This is a genomic window from Saccharothrix sp. AJ9571 (assembly GCF_021725495.1).
Taxonomy (GTDB): Bacteria; Actinomycetota; Actinomycetes; order Mycobacteriales; family Pseudonocardiaceae; genus Amycolatopsis; species Amycolatopsis magusensis.
In genome coordinates this window covers 2,676,180-2,693,844 of sequence record NZ_CP091382.1, presented here as the reverse complement: position 1 = coordinate 2,693,844, position 17,665 = coordinate 2,676,180, and the positions used below count along the sequence as shown (strand labels likewise).

At 71.1% G+C, this 17,665-nt stretch carries 18 protein-coding genes; 9 read left to right on the top strand and 9 right to left on the bottom strand.

What is annotated here, in order from left to right:
* Positions 1–177: 177 nt before the first annotated feature.
* Complete coding sequence (locus L3Q67_RS11885; protein WP_499189560.1) at positions 178–1,734, top strand: tachylectin-related carbohydrate-binding protein; 1,557 nt, start codon at positions 178–180, stop codon at positions 1,732–1,734.
* Between the two features lie 46 nt (positions 1,735–1,780).
* Here L3Q67_RS11885 and L3Q67_RS11880 read toward each other — a convergent pair whose 3' ends face one another.
* The gene (locus L3Q67_RS11880; RefSeq protein WP_499189559.1) at positions 1,781–2,398 is read right to left on the bottom strand and encodes a DUF4232 domain-containing protein; all 618 of its coding nucleotides are present in this window, start codon (positions 2,396–2,398) and stop codon (positions 1,781–1,783) included.
* 81 nt (positions 2,399–2,479) lie between these two features.
* Here L3Q67_RS11880 and tenA point away from each other — a divergent pair, with 81 nt between their 5' ends.
* Positions 2,480–3,163, top strand: coding sequence for a TenA family protein (gene tenA, locus L3Q67_RS11875; RefSeq protein ID WP_499189558.1), 684 nt, complete (start codon positions 2,480–2,482; stop codon positions 3,161–3,163).
* Position 3,164: 1 nt separating this feature from the next.
* On the opposite strand, the gene L3Q67_RS11870 is transcribed toward tenA, so the two are convergent.
* A complete protein-coding gene (locus tag L3Q67_RS11870; RefSeq protein WP_499189557.1) occupies positions 3,165–3,779 on the bottom strand; it encodes a histidine phosphatase family protein in 615 nt (204 codons plus the stop codon).
* The gene (gene pheA, locus L3Q67_RS11865; protein WP_499189556.1) at positions 3,776–4,684 is read right to left on the bottom strand and encodes a prephenate dehydratase; all 909 of its coding nucleotides are present in this window, start codon (positions 4,682–4,684) and stop codon (positions 3,776–3,778) included. The genes L3Q67_RS11870 and pheA overlap by 4 nt, the downstream gene beginning before the upstream one ends.
* A 95-nt stretch (positions 4,685–4,779) precedes the next feature.
* Between pheA and L3Q67_RS11860 the strand changes: the two genes are divergently transcribed.
* The 3 genes from L3Q67_RS11860 (at position 4,780) to L3Q67_RS11850 (ending at position 6,787) form a co-directional block, all read left to right on the top strand.
* Positions 4,780–5,391 carry a macro domain-containing protein gene (locus L3Q67_RS11860; RefSeq protein WP_499189555.1) on the top strand — a complete coding sequence of 204 codons (612 nt, stop codon included), beginning with the start codon at positions 4,780–4,782 and terminating at the stop codon, positions 5,389–5,391.
* 167 nt (positions 5,392–5,558) lie between these two features.
* Positions 5,559–6,491 (top strand): type I pantothenate kinase, encoded by a 933-nt coding sequence (coaA, locus tag L3Q67_RS11855; protein ID WP_499189554.1) that lies wholly within the window; start codon positions 5,559–5,561, stop codon positions 6,489–6,491.
* A 161-nt stretch (positions 6,492–6,652) separates the two neighbouring features.
* The gene (locus tag L3Q67_RS11850; RefSeq protein ID WP_499189553.1) at positions 6,653–6,787 is read left to right on the top strand and encodes a hypothetical protein; all 135 of its coding nucleotides are present in this window, start codon (positions 6,653–6,655) and stop codon (positions 6,785–6,787) included.
* Positions 6,788–6,795: 8 nt separating this feature from the next.
* Here L3Q67_RS11850 and L3Q67_RS11845 read toward each other — a convergent pair whose 3' ends face one another.
* Genes L3Q67_RS11845 through L3Q67_RS11830 form a run of 4 tightly spaced genes read right to left on the bottom strand, consistent with a single transcriptional unit; the run spans position 6,796 to position 10,713 of the window.
* Positions 6,796–8,274, bottom strand: a complete 1,479-nt coding sequence (locus L3Q67_RS11845; protein ID WP_499189552.1) for a hypothetical protein — start codon at positions 8,272–8,274, stop codon at positions 6,796–6,798.
* Positions 8,275–8,305: 31 nt separating this feature from the next.
* Positions 8,306–9,469 (bottom strand): hypothetical protein, encoded by a 1,164-nt coding sequence (locus L3Q67_RS11840; protein WP_499189551.1) that lies wholly within the window; start codon positions 9,467–9,469, stop codon positions 8,306–8,308.
* Positions 9,470–9,512: 43 nt separating this feature from the next.
* The gene (locus tag L3Q67_RS11835; protein ID WP_499189550.1) at positions 9,513–10,232 is read right to left on the bottom strand and encodes a class F sortase; all 720 of its coding nucleotides are present in this window, start codon (positions 10,230–10,232) and stop codon (positions 9,513–9,515) included.
* 1 nt (position 10,233) lies between these two features.
* Positions 10,234–10,713, bottom strand: a complete 480-nt coding sequence (locus L3Q67_RS11830) for an excalibur calcium-binding domain-containing protein (RefSeq protein WP_499189549.1) — start codon at positions 10,711–10,713, stop codon at positions 10,234–10,236.
* A 120-nt stretch (positions 10,714–10,833) separates the two neighbouring features.
* Between L3Q67_RS11830 and L3Q67_RS11825 the strand changes: the two genes are divergently transcribed.
* Positions 10,834–11,151, top strand: coding sequence for a nucleotide pyrophosphohydrolase (locus L3Q67_RS11825; RefSeq protein ID WP_499189548.1), 318 nt, complete (start codon positions 10,834–10,836; stop codon positions 11,149–11,151).
* Here L3Q67_RS11825 and L3Q67_RS11820 read toward each other — a convergent pair.
* Positions 11,148–13,802: an AAA domain-containing protein gene (locus L3Q67_RS11820; protein ID WP_499189547.1), complete on the bottom strand. Its 2,655-nt coding sequence runs from the start codon at positions 13,800–13,802 to the stop codon at positions 11,148–11,150. The two genes, L3Q67_RS11825 and L3Q67_RS11820, sit on opposite strands and share 4 nt — an antisense overlap.
* 147 nt (positions 13,803–13,949) lie before the next feature.
* On the opposite strand from L3Q67_RS11820, the gene L3Q67_RS11815 reads away from it, so the two are divergent.
* From L3Q67_RS11815 to L3Q67_RS11805, 3 genes are all read left to right on the top strand, one after another.
* A complete protein-coding gene (locus tag L3Q67_RS11815) occupies positions 13,950–15,152 on the top strand; it encodes a hypothetical protein (RefSeq protein ID WP_499189546.1) in 1,203 nt (400 codons plus the stop codon).
* 68 nt (positions 15,153–15,220) lie between these two features.
* Positions 15,221–15,883 (top strand): DUF4328 domain-containing protein, encoded by a 663-nt coding sequence (locus tag L3Q67_RS11810; protein ID WP_499189545.1) that lies wholly within the window; start codon positions 15,221–15,223, stop codon positions 15,881–15,883.
* A gap of 9 nt (positions 15,884–15,892) precedes the next feature.
* Entirely contained in the window at positions 15,893–16,522 is a 630-nt protein-coding gene (locus L3Q67_RS11805) for a transcriptional regulator (RefSeq protein WP_499189544.1), read from the top strand.
* Here L3Q67_RS11805 and L3Q67_RS11800 read toward each other — a convergent pair.
* On the bottom strand, positions 16,519–17,652 hold the full coding sequence (locus L3Q67_RS11800) for a GAF domain-containing sensor histidine kinase (RefSeq protein ID WP_499189543.1): 1,134 nt from the start codon (positions 17,650–17,652) through the stop codon (positions 16,519–16,521). The genes L3Q67_RS11805 and L3Q67_RS11800 overlap by 4 nt on opposite strands.
* Between the last annotated feature and the right edge of the window lie 13 nt (positions 17,653–17,665).

The following is a 17,665-nucleotide window of genomic DNA, read 5'->3' as shown; positions in this document are numbered from 1 at the left end:
GATGCCGGGACCTGCTGCTACGTTCAATCCGTTCGGCGGGCGCCTTTTCCGTTCGGCGCTCCGACCCGCCCGCCGAGCTGGTTTCTTTTCATTCTTCTGACATTGTGCCGCCGAATTCCGGCACCGAAAATCCGACTGGGGACGACCATGAAAAATCCACGACAAGCGAGACGCCCGGTGGCCGTGCTGGCCGCCGCCACCGCCTTCGCGGCGCTGCTGGCCACGCCGGCGGCCGCGATCACCCACGGCACACCCACCGGCGACTACGGCGACCCGTACCTGCACACCGCCCGCATCACCGTCGGCGACAACTTCCGGGCGTGCTCGGGCACGCTCGTCGCCGACCAGTGGATCGTCACCGCGGCGAGCTGCTTCGCCGAGAACCCCGCGCAGGGCTTCCGCATCGCGGCCGGGCCACCGCCCCGCCCCACCACCGTCCAGTTCTGGTACGGCGCGGTGCAGCCCCTGAGCGGTGGCACCGGCGTGCTGCACCAGCGGATCGTCGAACTGAGGCCGCGCGAGGACCGCGACCTGGTCTTCGCCAAGCTCGAACAGCGAGTCGGGATCGGCAGCGCGCGGTTGCCGTCGCGAGCGCCCCAGCAGGCGGAGGCCCTGCGGATCGCGGGCTTCGGCCGGACGGCCACCGACTGGGTCCCGCTGAAGCAGCACGTCGCCGACACCGCGGTGTCCTCGGTCTCCGGAACGACCTTCACCGTTTCCGGCGCCTCGGACACCTGCCGCGGCGACGCCGGCGGTCCCGCCTACCGGGGCGACCCGTACAAACCCGAACTCGTCGGGGTGCACGCCACCTCCTGGCAGAAGGGCTGCTTCGGCTCGACGGAAACCCGGAGCGGATCCGTCGAGACCCGGATCGACGACCTGATCGACTGGTTCGGCGAGCACAACCCCGACCAGTTCATCAAGTGCAACAACTTCGTGGGCGTCTTCTCCGTCAAAGCCGGTGTCGCCAAACACACCAACAACGTCCAAAGCCCCAACAGCACCAAGTCGCCCGCCCTTGACGGGGTGGACAACTGGAACACCTGGTACCCCAACAGCGGGACGGTGCCCGGCACGCTGAAGGCCGGGCCCGGCCACCCGGGTGCCGAGCCCGGCGTGCTGTGGTCGGTGCACCAGAAGACCGGCAGCGGCGACGCGTTCAACGACGGCGACCTGCGGCTGTGGAACACCCGGTGGGCCGAGATCACCGGCGGCACACGGGTGGGAACCGGTTGGCAGCACTACCTTTCCCCCGCCAACCGCGACCGGCTCACCGTCGACGTGAAGGGCCGGATCTACCGCGTCGACCCGAACGGCGACCTGCGGCTGTTCCTCTGGGACACCGCGGCCGGGCGCTGGCAGAACGACGCGGGCGTGGTGCTGGACACCGGCTGGAGCCGGTTCAATTCCATCACCGCGGCCGGGGACGGCGTACTCTACGCCCGTACCACCACCGGTTCACTGATCCGCTTCCACTACGACCACACCACGCGGACCTGGGTACAGCGCGAGCGGACGACCCCGGGCAACTGGAGCGGCTACGGGCAGCTGGTTTCGCCGGGCGCGGACGTCATCTACGGCACGTTGCCCGGCACGCAGCAGGTCGCGTGGACGCGGTACGACCCGCGCGCCGGCACGTGGGCCACGCACCGGGTGGTCGGCACCAACGCCCAGTGGGGCGCCGGCCAAGTCGTCACCATGGTGCCGGACGACTGCACGATCGCGAAGCCGTAGCGGCGGAACGGCCGGTGGCACCGCTCAGGTGCCACCGGCCAGGCACCTAGTCAGTGATCGTTTTGACCGTCAGCTGGTTGCCCGGGATCTGCTCGCTCGCGCAGCCGGTGCCCTCGAACGGCACGATCTTGTACGCGGTTTCCTGCGGCGGGTAGACCTTGATGCCGCTGACCTGCGTCGGCTGGCAGGTGCCGGGGTCGTAGTTGCCGACCTGCACGAAGCCGACGTCCGCGGTGGCTTTCTGGCCCGGCGCCAGCTGGATCGGCTCGCCCTTTTCGCCCTCGCGGAAAGCCGCCGGGCCGACCTGGTGCTCGTCGCCGCCCGCGGCGTAGGAGACACCGGGGAAGCCCTGGATGGTGCAGGTGCGCGTACCGCTGTTGACGAACTCGAGCGGCCGGTACGTGGTGCCCGCGGCCGTGTCACCCTCGCCGAGGGTGATGGTCAAGTCGCCCACCTTGCACAGGCCGGCGTCGGCCGCCGGTTCCCCGGCCTGGGTTTCCGCGCGTTCGGTCGTGGTCGGTGGTGTGGTGGTCTCGGTCGTCTCCGCGGCCGGGCTCGGCGTGCCCGCCGGGGCGGCTGTCTGCGGCGGCGACTCGCCGCACGCTGCCAGCCCGAGACCCAGAGTCGCGAAGGTCGCCACGGTGACCCAGTTACGATTTTTCATGTTGTCTCGCCTCCCCGTTACCAGGTGACTACCCAGTAGACGTACCGACCACACCCGGGGTTGCCCCGGTAGCTTGGAGGCATGCCCGGATTCTGTGACGAAGCGTGGCGGCACACGGCGAAGCTACAACAGTCCGTGTTGACCCACCCGTTCAACGAAGAGCTGGCAGCGGGCACCCTGTCGCCCGATCGGTTCCAGTTCTACCTCGCCCAGGACGCGCGTTACCTCCTCGGTTTCGGGCGCGCGCTGGCGGTCGCGGCGACCAGGGCACCCGACCCCGCGGACCTCAGCTTCTTCGCCGGTGCGGCCAAGGAAGCCGTGGTGGTCGAACGCCTGCTGCACGAGGGCTACTTCGAGAAGTTCGGCCTGAGCGAGGCCGACCTCGACGCCATCGAGACCTCACCGACCTGCCTGGCCTACACCTCGTACCTGCTCGCCGTGGCGCAGACCGGCGGCTACCCGGAGCTGATCGCCGCGCTGCTGCCGTGCTTCTGGATCTACCAGCACGTCGGCGAGCACATCGTGGCCAACCAGCGCGCGGGCGAGGAAAACCCGTACCAGGCATGGATCGACACCTATGCGGACGACGAGTTCGCCGCCGCGGTCACCAGCTGCCGGGAAGCGGTCGACCGGGCCGCCGGATCGGCTGACGCGGTGACCCGATCGAGCATGCTCGCCGCTTTCACCCGGGCGTGTGAGTACGAATGGCTGTTCTGGGATTCGGCGTACCGGCTGGAAGCCTGGCCGACCGCCCACCTGCGCTGACTCAGACCGGGGTGCCGACCCAGCGCAGGCAGTGCCAGCCGCCGTCGGTCGATTCCAGCTCCACGATGCCGGTGTTCGGGATCAGGCTGGAGTCGGCCAGTTCGGGCAGCACGTTGTCGCAGAGCCATTCGGCGGCCAGCCGGATCGAACCGCCGTGCCCGACCAGCACCACCACGCCGTCGGAGTCGGCGGCCTCGTGCTTGGCACGCAGGTCGGCGATCGCCTTTTCGTAGCGCGACCGCACCTGGCTGCCGCTCTCCCCGCCCGGCAGCGGCACGTCCAGATCGCCCTGCGTCCACGAGTGCATGACCGCGGCGAAGGACTTCATCGCCTCGTGGTCGGCCCGGTCCTCCAGGTCGCCGACGTTGATCTCGTGCACGCCTTCGACCGGCTGCACCTCCATGCCGAACACCGCCGCGACCGGCGCCGCGGTCTGCTGCGCCCGGGTCGCGAAGGAGGCGTAGACCGCGCGCACCGGCTCGTCGGCCAGCCGGTCGGCCAGCGCGGCGGCCTGCTCCCGGCCCAGTTCGGTCAGCGGCGGCCCCGGCAGCGCGGTGTTCAGCGTCTTGAGCACGTTCGCCTCGCTTTGCGCGTGCCGGACCAGGTACAGCTTCACGCCAGTTCTCCTCTCCGGACCGCGGTCACCCAGTCCACGGCACCGGTGAAATCGTCGTTCGACGCACCCGTCTGGATGGTCGCCGCCACGCGGTCGGCCCGCGGGTGCGAGCCGAGGAAGCGCAGTCCCGAGCAGCGCCGCCGCAACGCGGCCAGCGCGTCCCCGATGCGCGGTTCCGAAATATGCCCCTCGAAGTCCATGAAGAACAGGTACTCGCCGAAATTGCCCTTCGTCGGCCGCGCGTCCAGCCGGGTCAGGTTGATGCCGCGCGTGGCGAGTTCGGTGAGCAGTTCGGCCAGCGTGCCGGTGCGGTTGGCCGCGGCCGCGACGATCGCGGTGCGGTCCGCGCCGGTCGGCTCGGGCAGCGTGCCCGGCGGGCGCAGCAACAGGAACCGCGTCCTGGCGTCACGCACGTCGGCGACCTCGGTGGCCAGCACCCGCAGCGGGTAGTGCTCGGCGGCCACCGGCGCGGTCACCGCCGCGTCGAATTCGCCTTCCTGCACGGCCACCGCCGCGGCCGCGGTGGACGCGGCAGCCACCGGCCGCGCGTCCGGCAGGTTCACCTCCAGCCACTGGCGCACCTGGGCGAGCGCGTGCGGGTGGCTGGCGACCGTCCGGATCGGGGCGCCGTCGGTCCTGGCCAGCACGCTGAAGTGCACCGGGAGCAGCGCCTCGGCGACCGCCACCAGCAACTCCTGCTCGGCGAGGCCGTCCAGGGTCGCGGTGACCGGCCCCTCCACCGAGTTCTCCACCGGCACGCAGGCCGCGTCGGCCTCCCCCTTGCGCACCGCGGCCAGCGCCGCCGGGATGGTTTCCACCGGGAGCAGGTCGTCGTCAACGGTCAACGTCCGGGCGGCCTGCTCGGTGAAAGTCCCCTGCGGGCCGAAATAGGCGATTCGAGACACCCCGCCAGGCTACGCAGGCCGGGCCCCCACTTTCACTCGCATAGCCGGTAGGCCGGGCGGTTACGCGTTCCGCCGTTTTTTGCGATGCTGGGGGCGTGACCGCACATCCGGGCACGCACACCAGCCGCCGGAGTTCGCCGGCCCGTTCCTCCGCGAGCAAACCCGAACTGGTGTTGTGTGCCGTCGAAGAACCGCTCGCCCGCGCCTGGCGTCAGGTGGTGGACACAGTGGACGGTCCGATCCGGGTGCACCGGGGTTCGGTGCTGGACGTGCCCGCCCAAGCCGTGGTCAGCCCGGCGAACTCGCACGGCTGGATGCGCGGCGGGGTCGACGCGGTGTACTCGCTGGCCTTCCCCGAAGTGGAGCAGCGCGTACGCAGTGCGGTGCTGGCCTACCACGGTGGTGAGCTGCCGATCGGCGAAGCGCTGGTGGTGCCGACAGGGCAGCTCGCGCCCGCCTGGCTGATCAGCGCGCCGACCATGCGCGAGCCCGGCGAGGGCCTGCCGCCGGACACCGTGCACCCGTTCCTCGCCGCCCGCGCGGTCTTCCGGCTGTGGCGCGACGGGCACTTCGAGCACGGCGGCGAGGTCCGCCACGCCGTGGAGACCATCGCCATGCCCGGGTTGGGCACCGGCGTCGGCGGAGTGGCCCCCGACACGTGCGCGCGTCAGGTCGCCGCCGCGTGGACCGAGGTCTTCCCGGGCTGACGCCCAGCTCAGACCCGCGTTCCCGGCACAACCCCGAGCGCGCCTCGAGCCGGGGTGGACTTCGTCACAGCGCGTTCGCCCTCGGTAAGCCCTACCGTTAGATCGACGTTGTTACCCACGTCGAAATTGCGGCGCAGCAGCCGGCCTCGACGCCGAGGGGAGTGCGGATGTCACGGGTTCGTGAGCTCAGCCCCTATGTGGAGCTACACCGCGAGCAATGGCGGGAGCTGCGCAGATCCACTCCACTGCCGCTGACCGCGGCGGAACTGCTCCGCCTTCGCGGGCTCGGGGAGCAGGTCGACCTGGCCGAAGTGGCGGAGGTCTACCTGCCGCTGTCCCGGCTGATCAACCTGCAGGTCGCCGCCCGCCAGCGGCTCTACGAGGCGACGACGACCTTCCTCGGCGAGGACTGCCGCGGCACCAAGGTGCCGTTCGTGATCGGCATCGCCGGCAGCGTGGCGGTCGGCAAGTCGACCACCGCGCGCATCCTGCGCACCCTGCTCGCCCGCTGGCCGGACCACCCGCGCGTGGACCTGGTCACCACCGACGGGTTCCTCTACCCGCGTGTGGAGCTGATGCGGCGCGGCATCATGCACCGCAAGGGCTTCCCGGAGAGCTACGACCGGCGGGCGCTGCTGCGGTTCGTCACCGAGGTCAAGTCGGGGGCCGAACGGGTCAGCGCACCGGTCTACTCGCACCTGGCCTACGACATCCTGCCCGGTCAGGAGCAGGTGGTGGAGCAGCCGGACATCCTCATCATCGAGGGCCTCAACGTCCTGCAGCCCGGCCCGCGGCTGACCGTGTCGGACCTGTTCGACTTCTCCATCTACGTCGACGCGCACACCGGCGACATCGAACGCTGGTACGTCGAGCGGTTCCTGAAACTGCGCCACACCGCCTTCGCCGACCCGGCTTCGCACTTCCACCACTTCGCCGGCCTGCCGGACGACGAGGCCCGCGCGGAAGCCCGCCATTTGTGGCACACCATCAATGAACCGAACCTCATCGACAACATCAAACCCACGCGCCCCAGGGCCACCCTGGTTTTGCGCAAGGACGCCGACCATTCCATCAACCGCGTCCGGCTGCGAAAGTTGTAATTCGGCTGTCGAACCCGCCGGAAATGACACTGTGTTCGACGGCATCGGCCGTTCGGACCAGGTGTTCGCAGGTGCACTAACCGGTTGGCCGATACCGGGACGGACCTGCCGCGGTGACCCTGGAGGAGTAAAGACATCCTGACCAGGGAGGAGGCGCGGCCATGTTCACGACCATCATGACCTGGGTCGGCGCGATGTTCGGTGTCGCGGTTCTGCTGGTGATGGCCGCCGGGGCGTTCGTCGTCGATTTCGACGACGCCGCCGACGACCGCAAAGCCAAAAACGGCAAGCCCTGACCCGGTTTTCAGCTGAGTCGGGTCAGCGCCCGCCGGTAGTTCTCGATATCGAGTTCCATTCCGCCGTCGCTTTCCGGACTCGCGTTTTCCAGCAACACGGTCCGAAGCCGTTCCAATACGCGCTGCCGATCGACGCCCTGATCCCGCAGCGCACGGGCGGCCGCCCAGACCTCGGGCGGATCGTTGTCCCACAACTGGTGCACCACCATCGCCTTGGTGCCGAGCAGTTCGGCCGAGCCCGGGTCCAGCTCCTCGTTGGCGACAGCTTCGTGCAGTTCGGGGTGCTCGCCGAGCACCAGCAGCACCCGGTCGTCGAGGTCGTTCGGGTCCAGGTCGACCTCTTCGTCGCCGATCGTGGTGCTCGCCTCGGGCAGCGCGAACTGACGGCGATCCAGCACCTCCTCGACGTCCTCGTCCTCGTCGACCCCGTCGAGGTACGGATCGCCCCCCTCGAAGAAGCCCGTCGCGATTTCGAGCAGCTCGTCGAGCGCGTCCTCCGACAGTTCCCGCTCGGCCGCCCGCCAGCGGATCCAGGCTTCCAGCAGCTCCGGTGACGCCTCTTCCGGCAGCTCGTCGGCCAGCAGGACCAGCAGCTCGGGCCCGATGTGCATCGCCCAGCGCGGCTCGACCTGCCTGGAGAACTCCACCAGCCACTCGACCAGCTCGCGGTGCTCCTCGTCGTCCTCGATGTCCGGGTTCGCCGCGAAGAACCGGCGCGCCGCGGCCTCGACGTCGACCACCGGGTCCTCGATGTCCGGCGGCGGGTCGCCGAGCAGCCGCTGCCGCGAGATGAGCAGGCCCTCCAGGATGGCGTGCTCGGGCAGCCAGGTGTGGGTGCGCACGATCGCGTGGGCGAGCTGGCGGCGCGCGACCGAGCCGGACACCCGCTCCAGGGTGTCCTCCTCGGCCAGGTTCGCGCGCAGTTCGGCGAGCACGTCGGCGGGGTTCTCGACCAGCTCCAGCTCGTCGATCTCCCCGCCGAGCCCGATGCCGACCAGCAGACCGTGATCGGGTTCCCCGGCGCGCTCGAACACGCACAGCAGCAGGTGTTCCTCGTCGAAGCGGTCGCGGCACAACCAGCACGCGCCTGCCTGCGCGCGGCCGACCACGTCCGTCCACGGCGGCGGCTCGACGCCCGCGGCCATCACTTCGCGCAACGCCGCGTCGGCCTCGGACTGGGCCTGCCCGTCGACGGCGAACACCCGCAGCGTGGCGAGCAGGTTCGCGGCGCCGGTGCCCGGGTGGCGGCGCGCGTAGGCGATGAGGTCGAGCAGTTGCCGTTCGACGGATTTCTCCCCCGGCCCGGCCCGCCACACGGCCGCTTCGGAGCCCAGCACCTCGACCTCGAGCAGGTCGGCCGTGGGCTCCAGCGTCGCGAACTCGGCCAGGATCCGCCGGTGCGCGCTGTTTTCCGCGGCGGCGGCACCCGACGGCTTCTTGCGGCCACCGGCGGGCTTCTTCTTGCGACCACGGCTCACGGGGCTCATGCGGTCATCGTGTCACGCGGGACCGACGAACTCAGCGCTGGGCTTTCGGCAACGCGATCCGCGCGTTGCGGATTTCGGCGATCAACCGGGTTTTCCGCTTGTGTTCCTCCAGGAGCACGGTCAGATATTCGCCGAACTCCTGGGCGACACCGGCGCGCCGGTACAACCCGCGCAGTTTCCGCAGTTGTTTCGCCGCGTGCCGGTAGTGCCCGGCGTCGCCGTACGCGATCAGCTCGGCGACGTGCTCGCGGTAGATCGGCAGCACGTCGGCCGGATGCTCCCGCTCGCGGAATTCGGCGACGCGCAGCTTGTCCGCGAGCGGCGACTGCTCCTGACGCACGATTTCCCAGGCCTCGTCGTACTTTTCGGCTTCGAGCAGCTCACCGATGTCCGCTGGGGGCTCGGCCTTCGGAGGCGGCGGGGGCGGCGGGGGCGGCGGCGGTTCGGCGGGCGGGGTCTCGGGCACCTGCGCCCGGACCACCGGACCTTTCCCCCGCACCAATGCCTTCGCCGCGTGCGCGATCGCCTCGCTGTGCCGGCCGGCGTCGCGCAGCACCCGCACGATGCGCAGGCTCACTTCACGGCTGGGCGGTTTCGCGGACAGGATGGCGACCAATGCGTCCACGTCACCGGAAATTTCGGCCAGTTCCTCCCGCAGACGGGCGGCGACCAGCGACCGCCGCGGGTCGTCGTCGGCCGATTTGTCTACAAAGGACTTTATCCGCGCGAGCCCCTTGTCCCCCAGAGACTTAGCGAAGGCCCGCAGGTCGAGCACCGGCCACCCGGGACGGTCGAAGGCGACGGTGAGGATCCAGTCGGCCAGCACCTCGGGGGCCGGCGGGTGCGCCACGCAGGCCCGCGCGTAGAGCCCCACGGCCCGCCGGAGCTGCCCGGCGGTGTCCTCACCACGGGCGAACGCGTCGCCGATCTTGTCCATCGCCCGCTTGGCCAGCGGGGCGAGATCAGCGCGGGTCCCGGCGTCGAGCAGGCGCTGGAGGGTGTCGAGCACCGGCTCGATGCCGTGCTCACCGTCCTCCACCCCGTCCGCCTCGGCCAGCTCCACCGCCCGTTCCCGGAGCCGTTCGCCCAGGCCGGGATCGCGCTCGGCCTGTTCGTGCAGCAGCGCGGCGAGCGTGGGCACGTCCAGCGAGCACAGGTACTCGAGCAGGCCGGGGGAATCGGGGTGCGCGGTCATCGGGTCACATTGTGGGGCAGTAGCCCGAACGCATCACCGGGGATCACCGTAATGCCGTAGTCGGCCTCAGCCGGAAGGCTTCGGTGAACCGGCCGTAGGCCACCACGTTGTCCTCGTACTGGCGCGAGTCGCGGTCGAAGGCGCCACCGCAGGTGATCAGCCGCAGTTCCGGCTGGGCGGTGTCGCCGTAGACGTCGTCGGACGGGAACTCCGACTTCGGGTGCCGCTGCACGCGGTAGACGGTGAACACCGCGCTGATCCCGTCACCGCGGTGCACGGTGACCCGGGTGCCGACCTCCAGCTCGGCCAGCCGCGAGAACACACCCGGCACGTGGTCGTAGTCGACGTGCCCGGCGATCACCGCCGGTCCGACCTCGCCCGGCGTCGGGCTTTCCGTGTACCAACCCGCGGTTTTCGCGTCCCCGGGCACCTGGAGCGCGCCGTCCGGCCGCAGCCCGAGGTCGATGATCTGTCCGGTGTGGACACCGATCTGCGGGATCTCCAGCCACGCGGGCTTGCCCGGTGGCAGCACCTTCGCGTCGAGGCGGTCGGCGCTCGCCTCCGGCGCGACCGGCTCGGCGGGCGCCGCGGCCAGCGTGGAGGTCACGCTGGGCAGCGGCGTCTCGAGGACGGGCGCGGCCGCGGTGCGTGGCGCGGGGTGCTGCTCGGGCGTCGGCAGCGCGAACAGCACCACCCCGACCGCGATCACCACCGTCAACGCCGATCCGCAGGCCGCGGCGACCTTCCAGCGTGCCCGGTCCACGTCAGCGCCCGGCTCTGCGACGACTGGCGAGCACCGCGGCGGCGCTCCCACCGAGCAGGGTCAGGCCGCCGAGCGCGGCGAGCGGCGCCGACGACGAACTGTCCTCGGACCCGCCGGTGTCGACGCCACCCGATGGGGTCTTCTTGACCTGGCCGGACGGTTCACCGAACTGCGATTCGCAGGCGTAGCCGTCGTCGTCGGCGTCGAGCCCGTGCGGGTCGCTCGGGTCCTTCGCCCACTCGGCCTGCGCGTCGGCCTGGGTGGCGAAATCGGCGCAGTCCTTGTCCTTGGCAGTCGTGCTGGTCATGGTGGCGCTCGACGCCGGCGGCACCGACGGCGCCGAGCTGCTGGAGGACGCGGAGGAGGAGGTCTCGGTCTGGATTCCGGCGGGGAGTTCGTCGGCGAGCGCCGGACCGGCACCGAGGGCGAACAGGGTGGTGCCGGTCACCACGGCACCGGCGGCGAGGCGGAAAGAGCGCATGGGGAGTGGTCCTCCGGAGGAACGAGCGGGGGCTGAGTCCCGGATGGTTCCGTTTATCGCCCCGTCGTTCCGGGTGTTACGCGCTCAAGCGGGTGATGCCGGGCGTGATAGGCAGTGCCGGTGACCCTCGAAGACCTGATCCGGCGGCTCCGTGAGTTCGCCGACGCGCGTGACTGGGAACCGTTCCACACGCCGAAGAACCTGGTGATGGCGTTGTCCGGCGAAGCGGGTGAGCTGACCTCGCTGTTCCAGTGGCTGACCCCGGAGGAGTCGGCGGGCTGGCGGTCGGATCCGGAGCTCGAGGCGAACGTGCTCGACGAGATCGCGGACGTGACGTTGTACCTGGTCCGGCTGGCCGACGTGCTCGGGATCGACCTCTACGAAGCGGCCAACGCGAAGATCGACCGCAACGAACTGAGATTCCCCCGAAAGAGTTAACGAGCCGCGTTCACGCGCCTGCGGTCGCTCCGCGGTTCGGGCACGGCGGCGTCGTGCCGCTGTTCCTCGGTGGGCAGGTCGGCGAGCAGTTTCCTGGCGAACCGCGGCCCCTCCCGGACCACCACCACTTCGGCGCGCTCGCCGTGCACCGGCAAGTGCGTGGCGCCGAAGAGGAGGGTGCGCCGGTCGATCACGGCGATCTTGCGGTGGGCCGTGCGCGCGCGGATCACCGTCGCGCCACGGCCGCGCAGGGCGCGGATCAGCGGGTTGCCGTCGGGCCGCAGCACCGCGCGCACGTCCACCCCGCGCTCGACCGCGGCGGCCACCGCGGGCAGCAGGTCCGGCACCTCCTCCTCGCTCCACGGCGCCCAGAGCCACACCGATTCGCGCGCCCGCGCGAGGTGGTCGGCGATGTCTTCGGTGGTCACCGGGGTGAGCAGGTCGCCTGCCTGCCGCACCTCGATCGCCTGCTGGAGGCGCAGCGCGTTGACCGCGCCGAGTGCGCTGCCGATCGGCGCGGCCTTGACCGCACCCAGGTCGGCGAGCAGGTAGAGGCGGTGGCGGGCGGCGGCGACCCCGGCGGTGAGCAGGGTGCGCTGCGTGGTGTCGGTGGCGCTGAGCAGGTCGACCGCGACGGCGTCGAACCGCAGCCCGGCCAGCGCGCGCGGGGTGCCCGCCGCGGCTGTCAGCGCCGGGTCCGCGTCCCGCACGGCGGCCAGTTCGACGCCGAGCCGCCGGGGGTAGCCGGTCAGCAGGCCGAAGGACTCCCCCTGCCCGCCGTGGACCTCGGTGAGCCGTCCGGCCAGCAGCCCGTCGATCGGCGACCAGCCGGTGGCCCGCAGGTGCGGACGGCACAGTTCGGGCAGGGCCAGCGTGTCGACCAGCACGATCTCCGGCACGGACTCGTGGTCGCCGTCGAGGAAGCCGTAGGCGACGGCATCGGCGAGCGCGCGTTCCCCGGTGTACTGCCGCCGCAGCACCACGCAACCCTCGTGGTCCTGGGCGGCTTCCGGGGTCTTGATGCCGCAGTGCGCGAAGACGTCCGTGGCCAGCCAGGTGCGCACGACCGAGGTCTGGGTCAGCTTCGCGGGCCGGATTTCCGGCCCCGGCAGGCGGAAATCACCGAACAGCACGGCGGTTTCGGCGGCCCGGGACACCGCGAGCAGCGCGTCGGCGAGCCGCAGGGAGGCGGCGCGATCGACCAGGACGGCGTCGAACGTCCGATCCGGAATGGTCTCGGTGACCACCACGCGCCCCTCGGCGACGGCCGTCGCCTCGGCTTCACGATGCTGGTGGATGGCTTGCTCGGTCAGCCACACCAGGCGCTGCTCCAGCCGGTTGCGCCGGGCGGCGCGGTCCTCGGCGGTGGCCCGCAGTTCCTCGCGCTCGGCGTACAGGTCGGCCAGCGCGCGGCGGGTCTGCTCGGCGTGGCGCTGCCGGTCCTCTTCGGACACGACGCCGTTGGCGCGGGCCTTGAGGATGTGCCGCCGCAGCGCGACGACCTTCAGGTAGGCGTCGCTCTCCACGCGCGCGGCTTCGTCCAGCGCGTGTTCGGCCCTGGTCAGCCGCACGTCGAGGCGGGTGATGTCGGCTTCGGTGATCGGGTGCGCGGCGGCGAGGTGCTCCTCGATCAGCTCGCTGAGCCTGGCCTGCTCACGGGTCTGGCGCCGGTGGGCCGGTTTCACCTTGGACAGCGAGCCCTCGGGGGTGAGGCGCTCCAGCTCGGTGATCAGCTCGGCGGCCTTCTCCAGCTGACCGCGTTCGTACTCGACCTGCCCGCGCTCGACCCGCGCGGCCCGCAACGCGGCCTGGGTCTCTTCCAGCCGGACGGTGGCGGCGCGGTGCAGCTCGGTGGTCCGCGCCAGCTCGGTCTCCAGCTCACCGACGCGGTCCTCGTGCTCGATGCGCTGGGTCAGCGCCTGGAATTCCTCGTGGTCGTACCCGCCCAGCTGTTCGTCCACAAAGGACACCCGGGCGACGACCCGGTCCAGCTCGGCGAGGTCGTCGAGCACCGAGGTCAACTCGGGGTTCGCCGCTGGCGGCTCGGGGGCGAACTTGGCGACCAGTTCCGCGTCGGCGGAAAGGACGAGCACACTCTTGCCCGCCGCGGCGAGGTCTTCCGCGGCCTGGGCGAGCACGCGGGTCGCCCCGGTACCAGGCGGCGCCCACACCAGGCGGACGCCGGGTTCGAGGCAGGCGCGGTAAGCGGACTTCTGCTCGGCGTTGAACTCCTCCGGCGCTTCCCCGTCGGGCACGGGGTCCAAATCGGCGGCGGCGAGTTGGTCAGCCAGCGGCGCTTCCGCGATCGCCTGCAACCCGTCGGCCACCCTCCGGCGCAGATCCCGGGGCGAGCGCACCTCGGCCCACACCCGATCACACCCGGCGGGCAACGGCCCGGCCACCCGGAACCGCACCACCCCACCCCGCATGCGGCTCTCCTGCACCGGCACCGACACCCCGCCGGCCACCCCCGCGACGCACAGCCGCACGAGGTGCTCGGGGCCGATCCAGCGCCCGCGGAGGTCAGCCGCGTACCAGCCCTCCGCGGCCAGCGGCCGCACCTTGCCCAGCACCAGCCAGCCGCCACCGTCCCTGGCGTGCCCCAACTCCACCACGACCGCCCGGGCAGCCTCGTCCCGCCAGTCCGCCATCCCACTCCCGTCCCAGCTCACCGGTCCTCGACCACCGAGTAAACCAAGAGTGCGGAAAGATTCACACAGAGTAGCCCGATGGAGCGATTCCCCTGACTAACATCGGCCGAGCCGAGCAGGACCGATGACCGCGCGCACGAGGGGAACATGGAAGAAACGATCGCCGCCGAACTCGCCCACGCCGCCGCCACCGGGAGCCGGGAACTCGACCGGCTCTGCGAGCGCCACGCCCAGCGGTTCTTCGACGAAGGTGTCGAGCCCGGATTCGCCGTGGAGTCGGCGGACTTCAACGGCGACGGCCTGCTCATCTGCGCTGACCGCTACTGGCGGCTCCGCTTCCTCGACCGGCCGACGGTGGAGACGGCCACGCGGTGCGCGCGCTGGCTCGCCGACCACGTCGCGGCGGACGCCCGCACCACGGTCACCGAGAAGTGGGCCCTGGGCTACGCCTTCATCACCCGGGACAACATCCAGGCGGGTGCGGAGGTGGAACGCGCGACCGGCGCGCTGGTCAACGGCGAAGACCGCTCGCCGGAGATCGCCTACTTCGCCACGCTCTACCACGCCGGCAAGTTCCGGGCGAACTTCAACTGCGAGGAACTGGGCGAATTCCTCAAGTCGTCCCTACTGGCCATGGCGGCGGGCAAGCTGCGCGAAGGGCCGTTGTTCCTGGCACTGGAGGCGTTCGCCGCGTTCGGCAGGCACTCGGTCACCTCGGAGCACGCGGTCCGGCTGTTCGAGCAGGCCTGGAAGGCGCCGGACCGCACCTCGGCGGTGGTCGACATCTGCTTGAACGGCCTCTGGTGGAGCCGGCCCTTCGACCGGCAGGGCGAGCTGCTCCGCACCCACGCCGGTGAAGCCGTGGAGAAGTACCCGAAAAACCACATCTTCCACTACCGGCTCGCCGCTGGTCACCGGATCTGCGAGGCGTACGACGAGGCACTGCGCAGCATCGACACCGCGCTGGAGCTGCTGCCGACGATGGGCAACCGCAGCAGCCACGGCCTGCTCCAGGACCAGTACCTGGCCGAGCGGAACGCGATCCGGACCGAGGAGCGGCGCGCCCGCTGGATGACCGAGCAGCAGCGGCTGCTGGCCGAGTTGAAGGCGGAGAACGCGGCGCTGCGCGACACCGTGCAGTCCTCGCCGGTGCGGATGGTGGAGGTGGTCGCCGTGTTCACCGCGGCCATCGCGTTCGCCGTCGGATCGTTGCAGGTCACGCTCAACGGCGCGTTGTCCAAGGGCGACCGCTTCGTGCTGATCGCGACGCTCGGTGCCGGACTGCTGTTGTTCGCCCTGCTGATCGTCGGACTGACCTGGTTCATGACCCGCGTCCGGCGGCGGAGGTGAAACGCGGCGGTCTTCCTCCGCGATGAGCAGGCATTCCGGCAGCTGGCCGGCGTCTTCTGGGGGAAGTCATGTCCGAACAGCAGTTGCCCACCCGCCCGTTGGCGCCGTTGCGCGGGCAAGCCAGGGCCACGAGCGCGCTCGTGGCCCTCTCCGCGCTGGCCGGGGTGGCGGTGACGGTCGCCGACTGGCACACGTCGTCGGTGGCCGACGACTACATCGCCGACGTCGCCGGGCTCACCATGGCCGATCTGCGTGACGCCGAGGACCTGAGCCTGGTGCTCGCCGTGACCCATGTGGTGGTCACGCTGGTCGCGGGCGGCCTGTTCCTCCTCTGGAGCTGGCGCGCGCGGCTCAACGCCGAGGCCCTCTCCCCTGCCCGGCACCACCGCGCGCGCGGCTGGGTGGTCGGCGGCTGGCTTTGCCCGCTGGTCAACTTCTGGTTCCCCGCCCAGGTGCTCTCCGACATCGAGAAGGCGAGCCGCGCCGAGGCGAGGACCGAGACCGACCTGACCCACCTGCGCGGCGACCCGCTGATCGGCCGCTGGTGGGCCGTGCTGGTGGCGAGCGTGCTGCTCGACCAGTACGTCACCCAGATCGTGCTGCGGACCGTCTCCGCCGAGACGCTGCGGGAAGCCGCCGTCCTGACCACGGCGGCCACCGCGCTCCAGGCGATCGCGGCGGGCATGGTCATCGTGCTCGTCCACCGCGTCACCGCCGCGCAGGCCGCGTAACCTCGGGGCGTGCCCATCCAGGTTCTGCTCGTCGACGACCACGAGGTGGTGCGGCGCGGGCTGCGTGATCTGCTCGGCGACGAACCGGACATCGAGGTGGTCGCCGAGGCGGGCGGGGTGGACGAGGCGCTGGCCGTGGCGATGCACCTCGAACCGGACGTCGCCGTGGTGGATGTGCGGCTCGGCGAGGGCAGCGGGGTGGAGTTGTGCCGCGAACTGCGGTCACGCCCGAACCCGCCGCAGTGTTTGATGCTCACCGCCTTCGACGACGAGGAGGCGGTCGTCGGCGCGATCATGGCCGGGGCCTCGGGGTACCTGTTGAAGCAGGTGCGCGGGCAGGACGTGGTCAACGCCGTGCGCGAGGTCGCCGCCGGGCGGTCGCTGCTCGATCCGCGGACCACGGCGAAGGTGCTGGACAAGATGCGGCAGCCGCCGGCGGACGAGCTGGCGGGCCTGACCGAGCGCGAACGCAGCATCCTCGAGCTGATCGGCGAGGGCATGTCCAACCGGGAAATCGCCGAACGCCTGTTCCTGGCGGAGAAAACGGTGAAGAACTACGTCACCTCGGTGCTGGCGAAGCTCGGCATGCAGCGGCGGACGCAGGCCGCGGCCTGGATCGCCCGCCGCGAGAAACGCTAAAGCGGCAGGTCGAAAGCCACCAGGGTGCCCAGGCTCGGGGACGAGTTCAGGTAGAACTTCCCGCCCGAGGCGTCGGCGCGTTCGGCCAGGTGACGCAGGCCGCGCTTGGCCACGTCGTGCGGGACGCCGGAACCGTTGTCCCGCACGCGCAACCGGATCTCACCGGCGTCACGGAGGAGCGTCACCCGGCATTCGCTGGCGCCGGAGTGTCTGACCACATTGGACAGTGCTTCACGCAGGGCGGCGCGGATGTGGTCGGCGCGCTCGGCCGGGATGTCGGCGAGTTCGCCGGAAAGTTCCAGGGTCGGCGGGAAACCGAGCAGTTCACCGGCGATGCGGACCTCGGCGCGCGCGGACTCGGCGAGGTCGGTGGCGGGCAGTTGTTGCTGCTCCGGCTCGGGTGACCGCAGCGCGCGCACGGTGCCGCGGATTTCCTCGATCGTCTCGTCGAGCTGGTCGATCGCCTCGCCCAGCCGGGCCTCATCGGCGCGCGCGAACCGCTTGCTCATGCGCCGCCGCACCCGGTCCAGCTGCATCCCGGCGGCGTAGAGGCGCTGCACGATCACGTCGTGCAGTTCGCGGGCGATGCGTTCGCGCTCCTGGTACAGCGTCACGCGATGACGCGCGTTGGCCCCTTCGGCGAGCGCGAGCACCACACCGGCCTGGGTGGCGAAGGCGGTCAGCACCTCGACGGTCTCTTCGGAGAACGGCTCGCTGCCGCGTTCGCGGTAGACGGTGAGCACGCCGAGGCGGCGCCCGCCGCTGCCGAACGGCGCCGCCGCGAACGGCCCGAACCCGCTGAGTTCGCGGGGCACGTAGGGCGCGGTGCGGGGGTCGGTGGTCACGTCGGCGGTGACTACCGACTCGGCGCCCTGCGCGACCCGGCCCGCGGCGGATTCGGCGGGCAGCACCAGGCCCAGCACGTTCTCGCCGGGTGTGCCCGCCACCGCCTCGACCACCACCGTGCTGTCTTCGGCGCGGGTCATCAGCAGGCCGAGGTCGGCGCGCGCGAGTTCGGCGGCGTGCCGGACCACGGAACCCAGCACCGCCGCCGGGTCCTCGTCGGACAGGGCGGTGGTGGTGATCTCGGTGGCGGCCGCGAGGGCGCGCGCGGCAAGTGTCGGGTCCATCAGCGCCAACAAG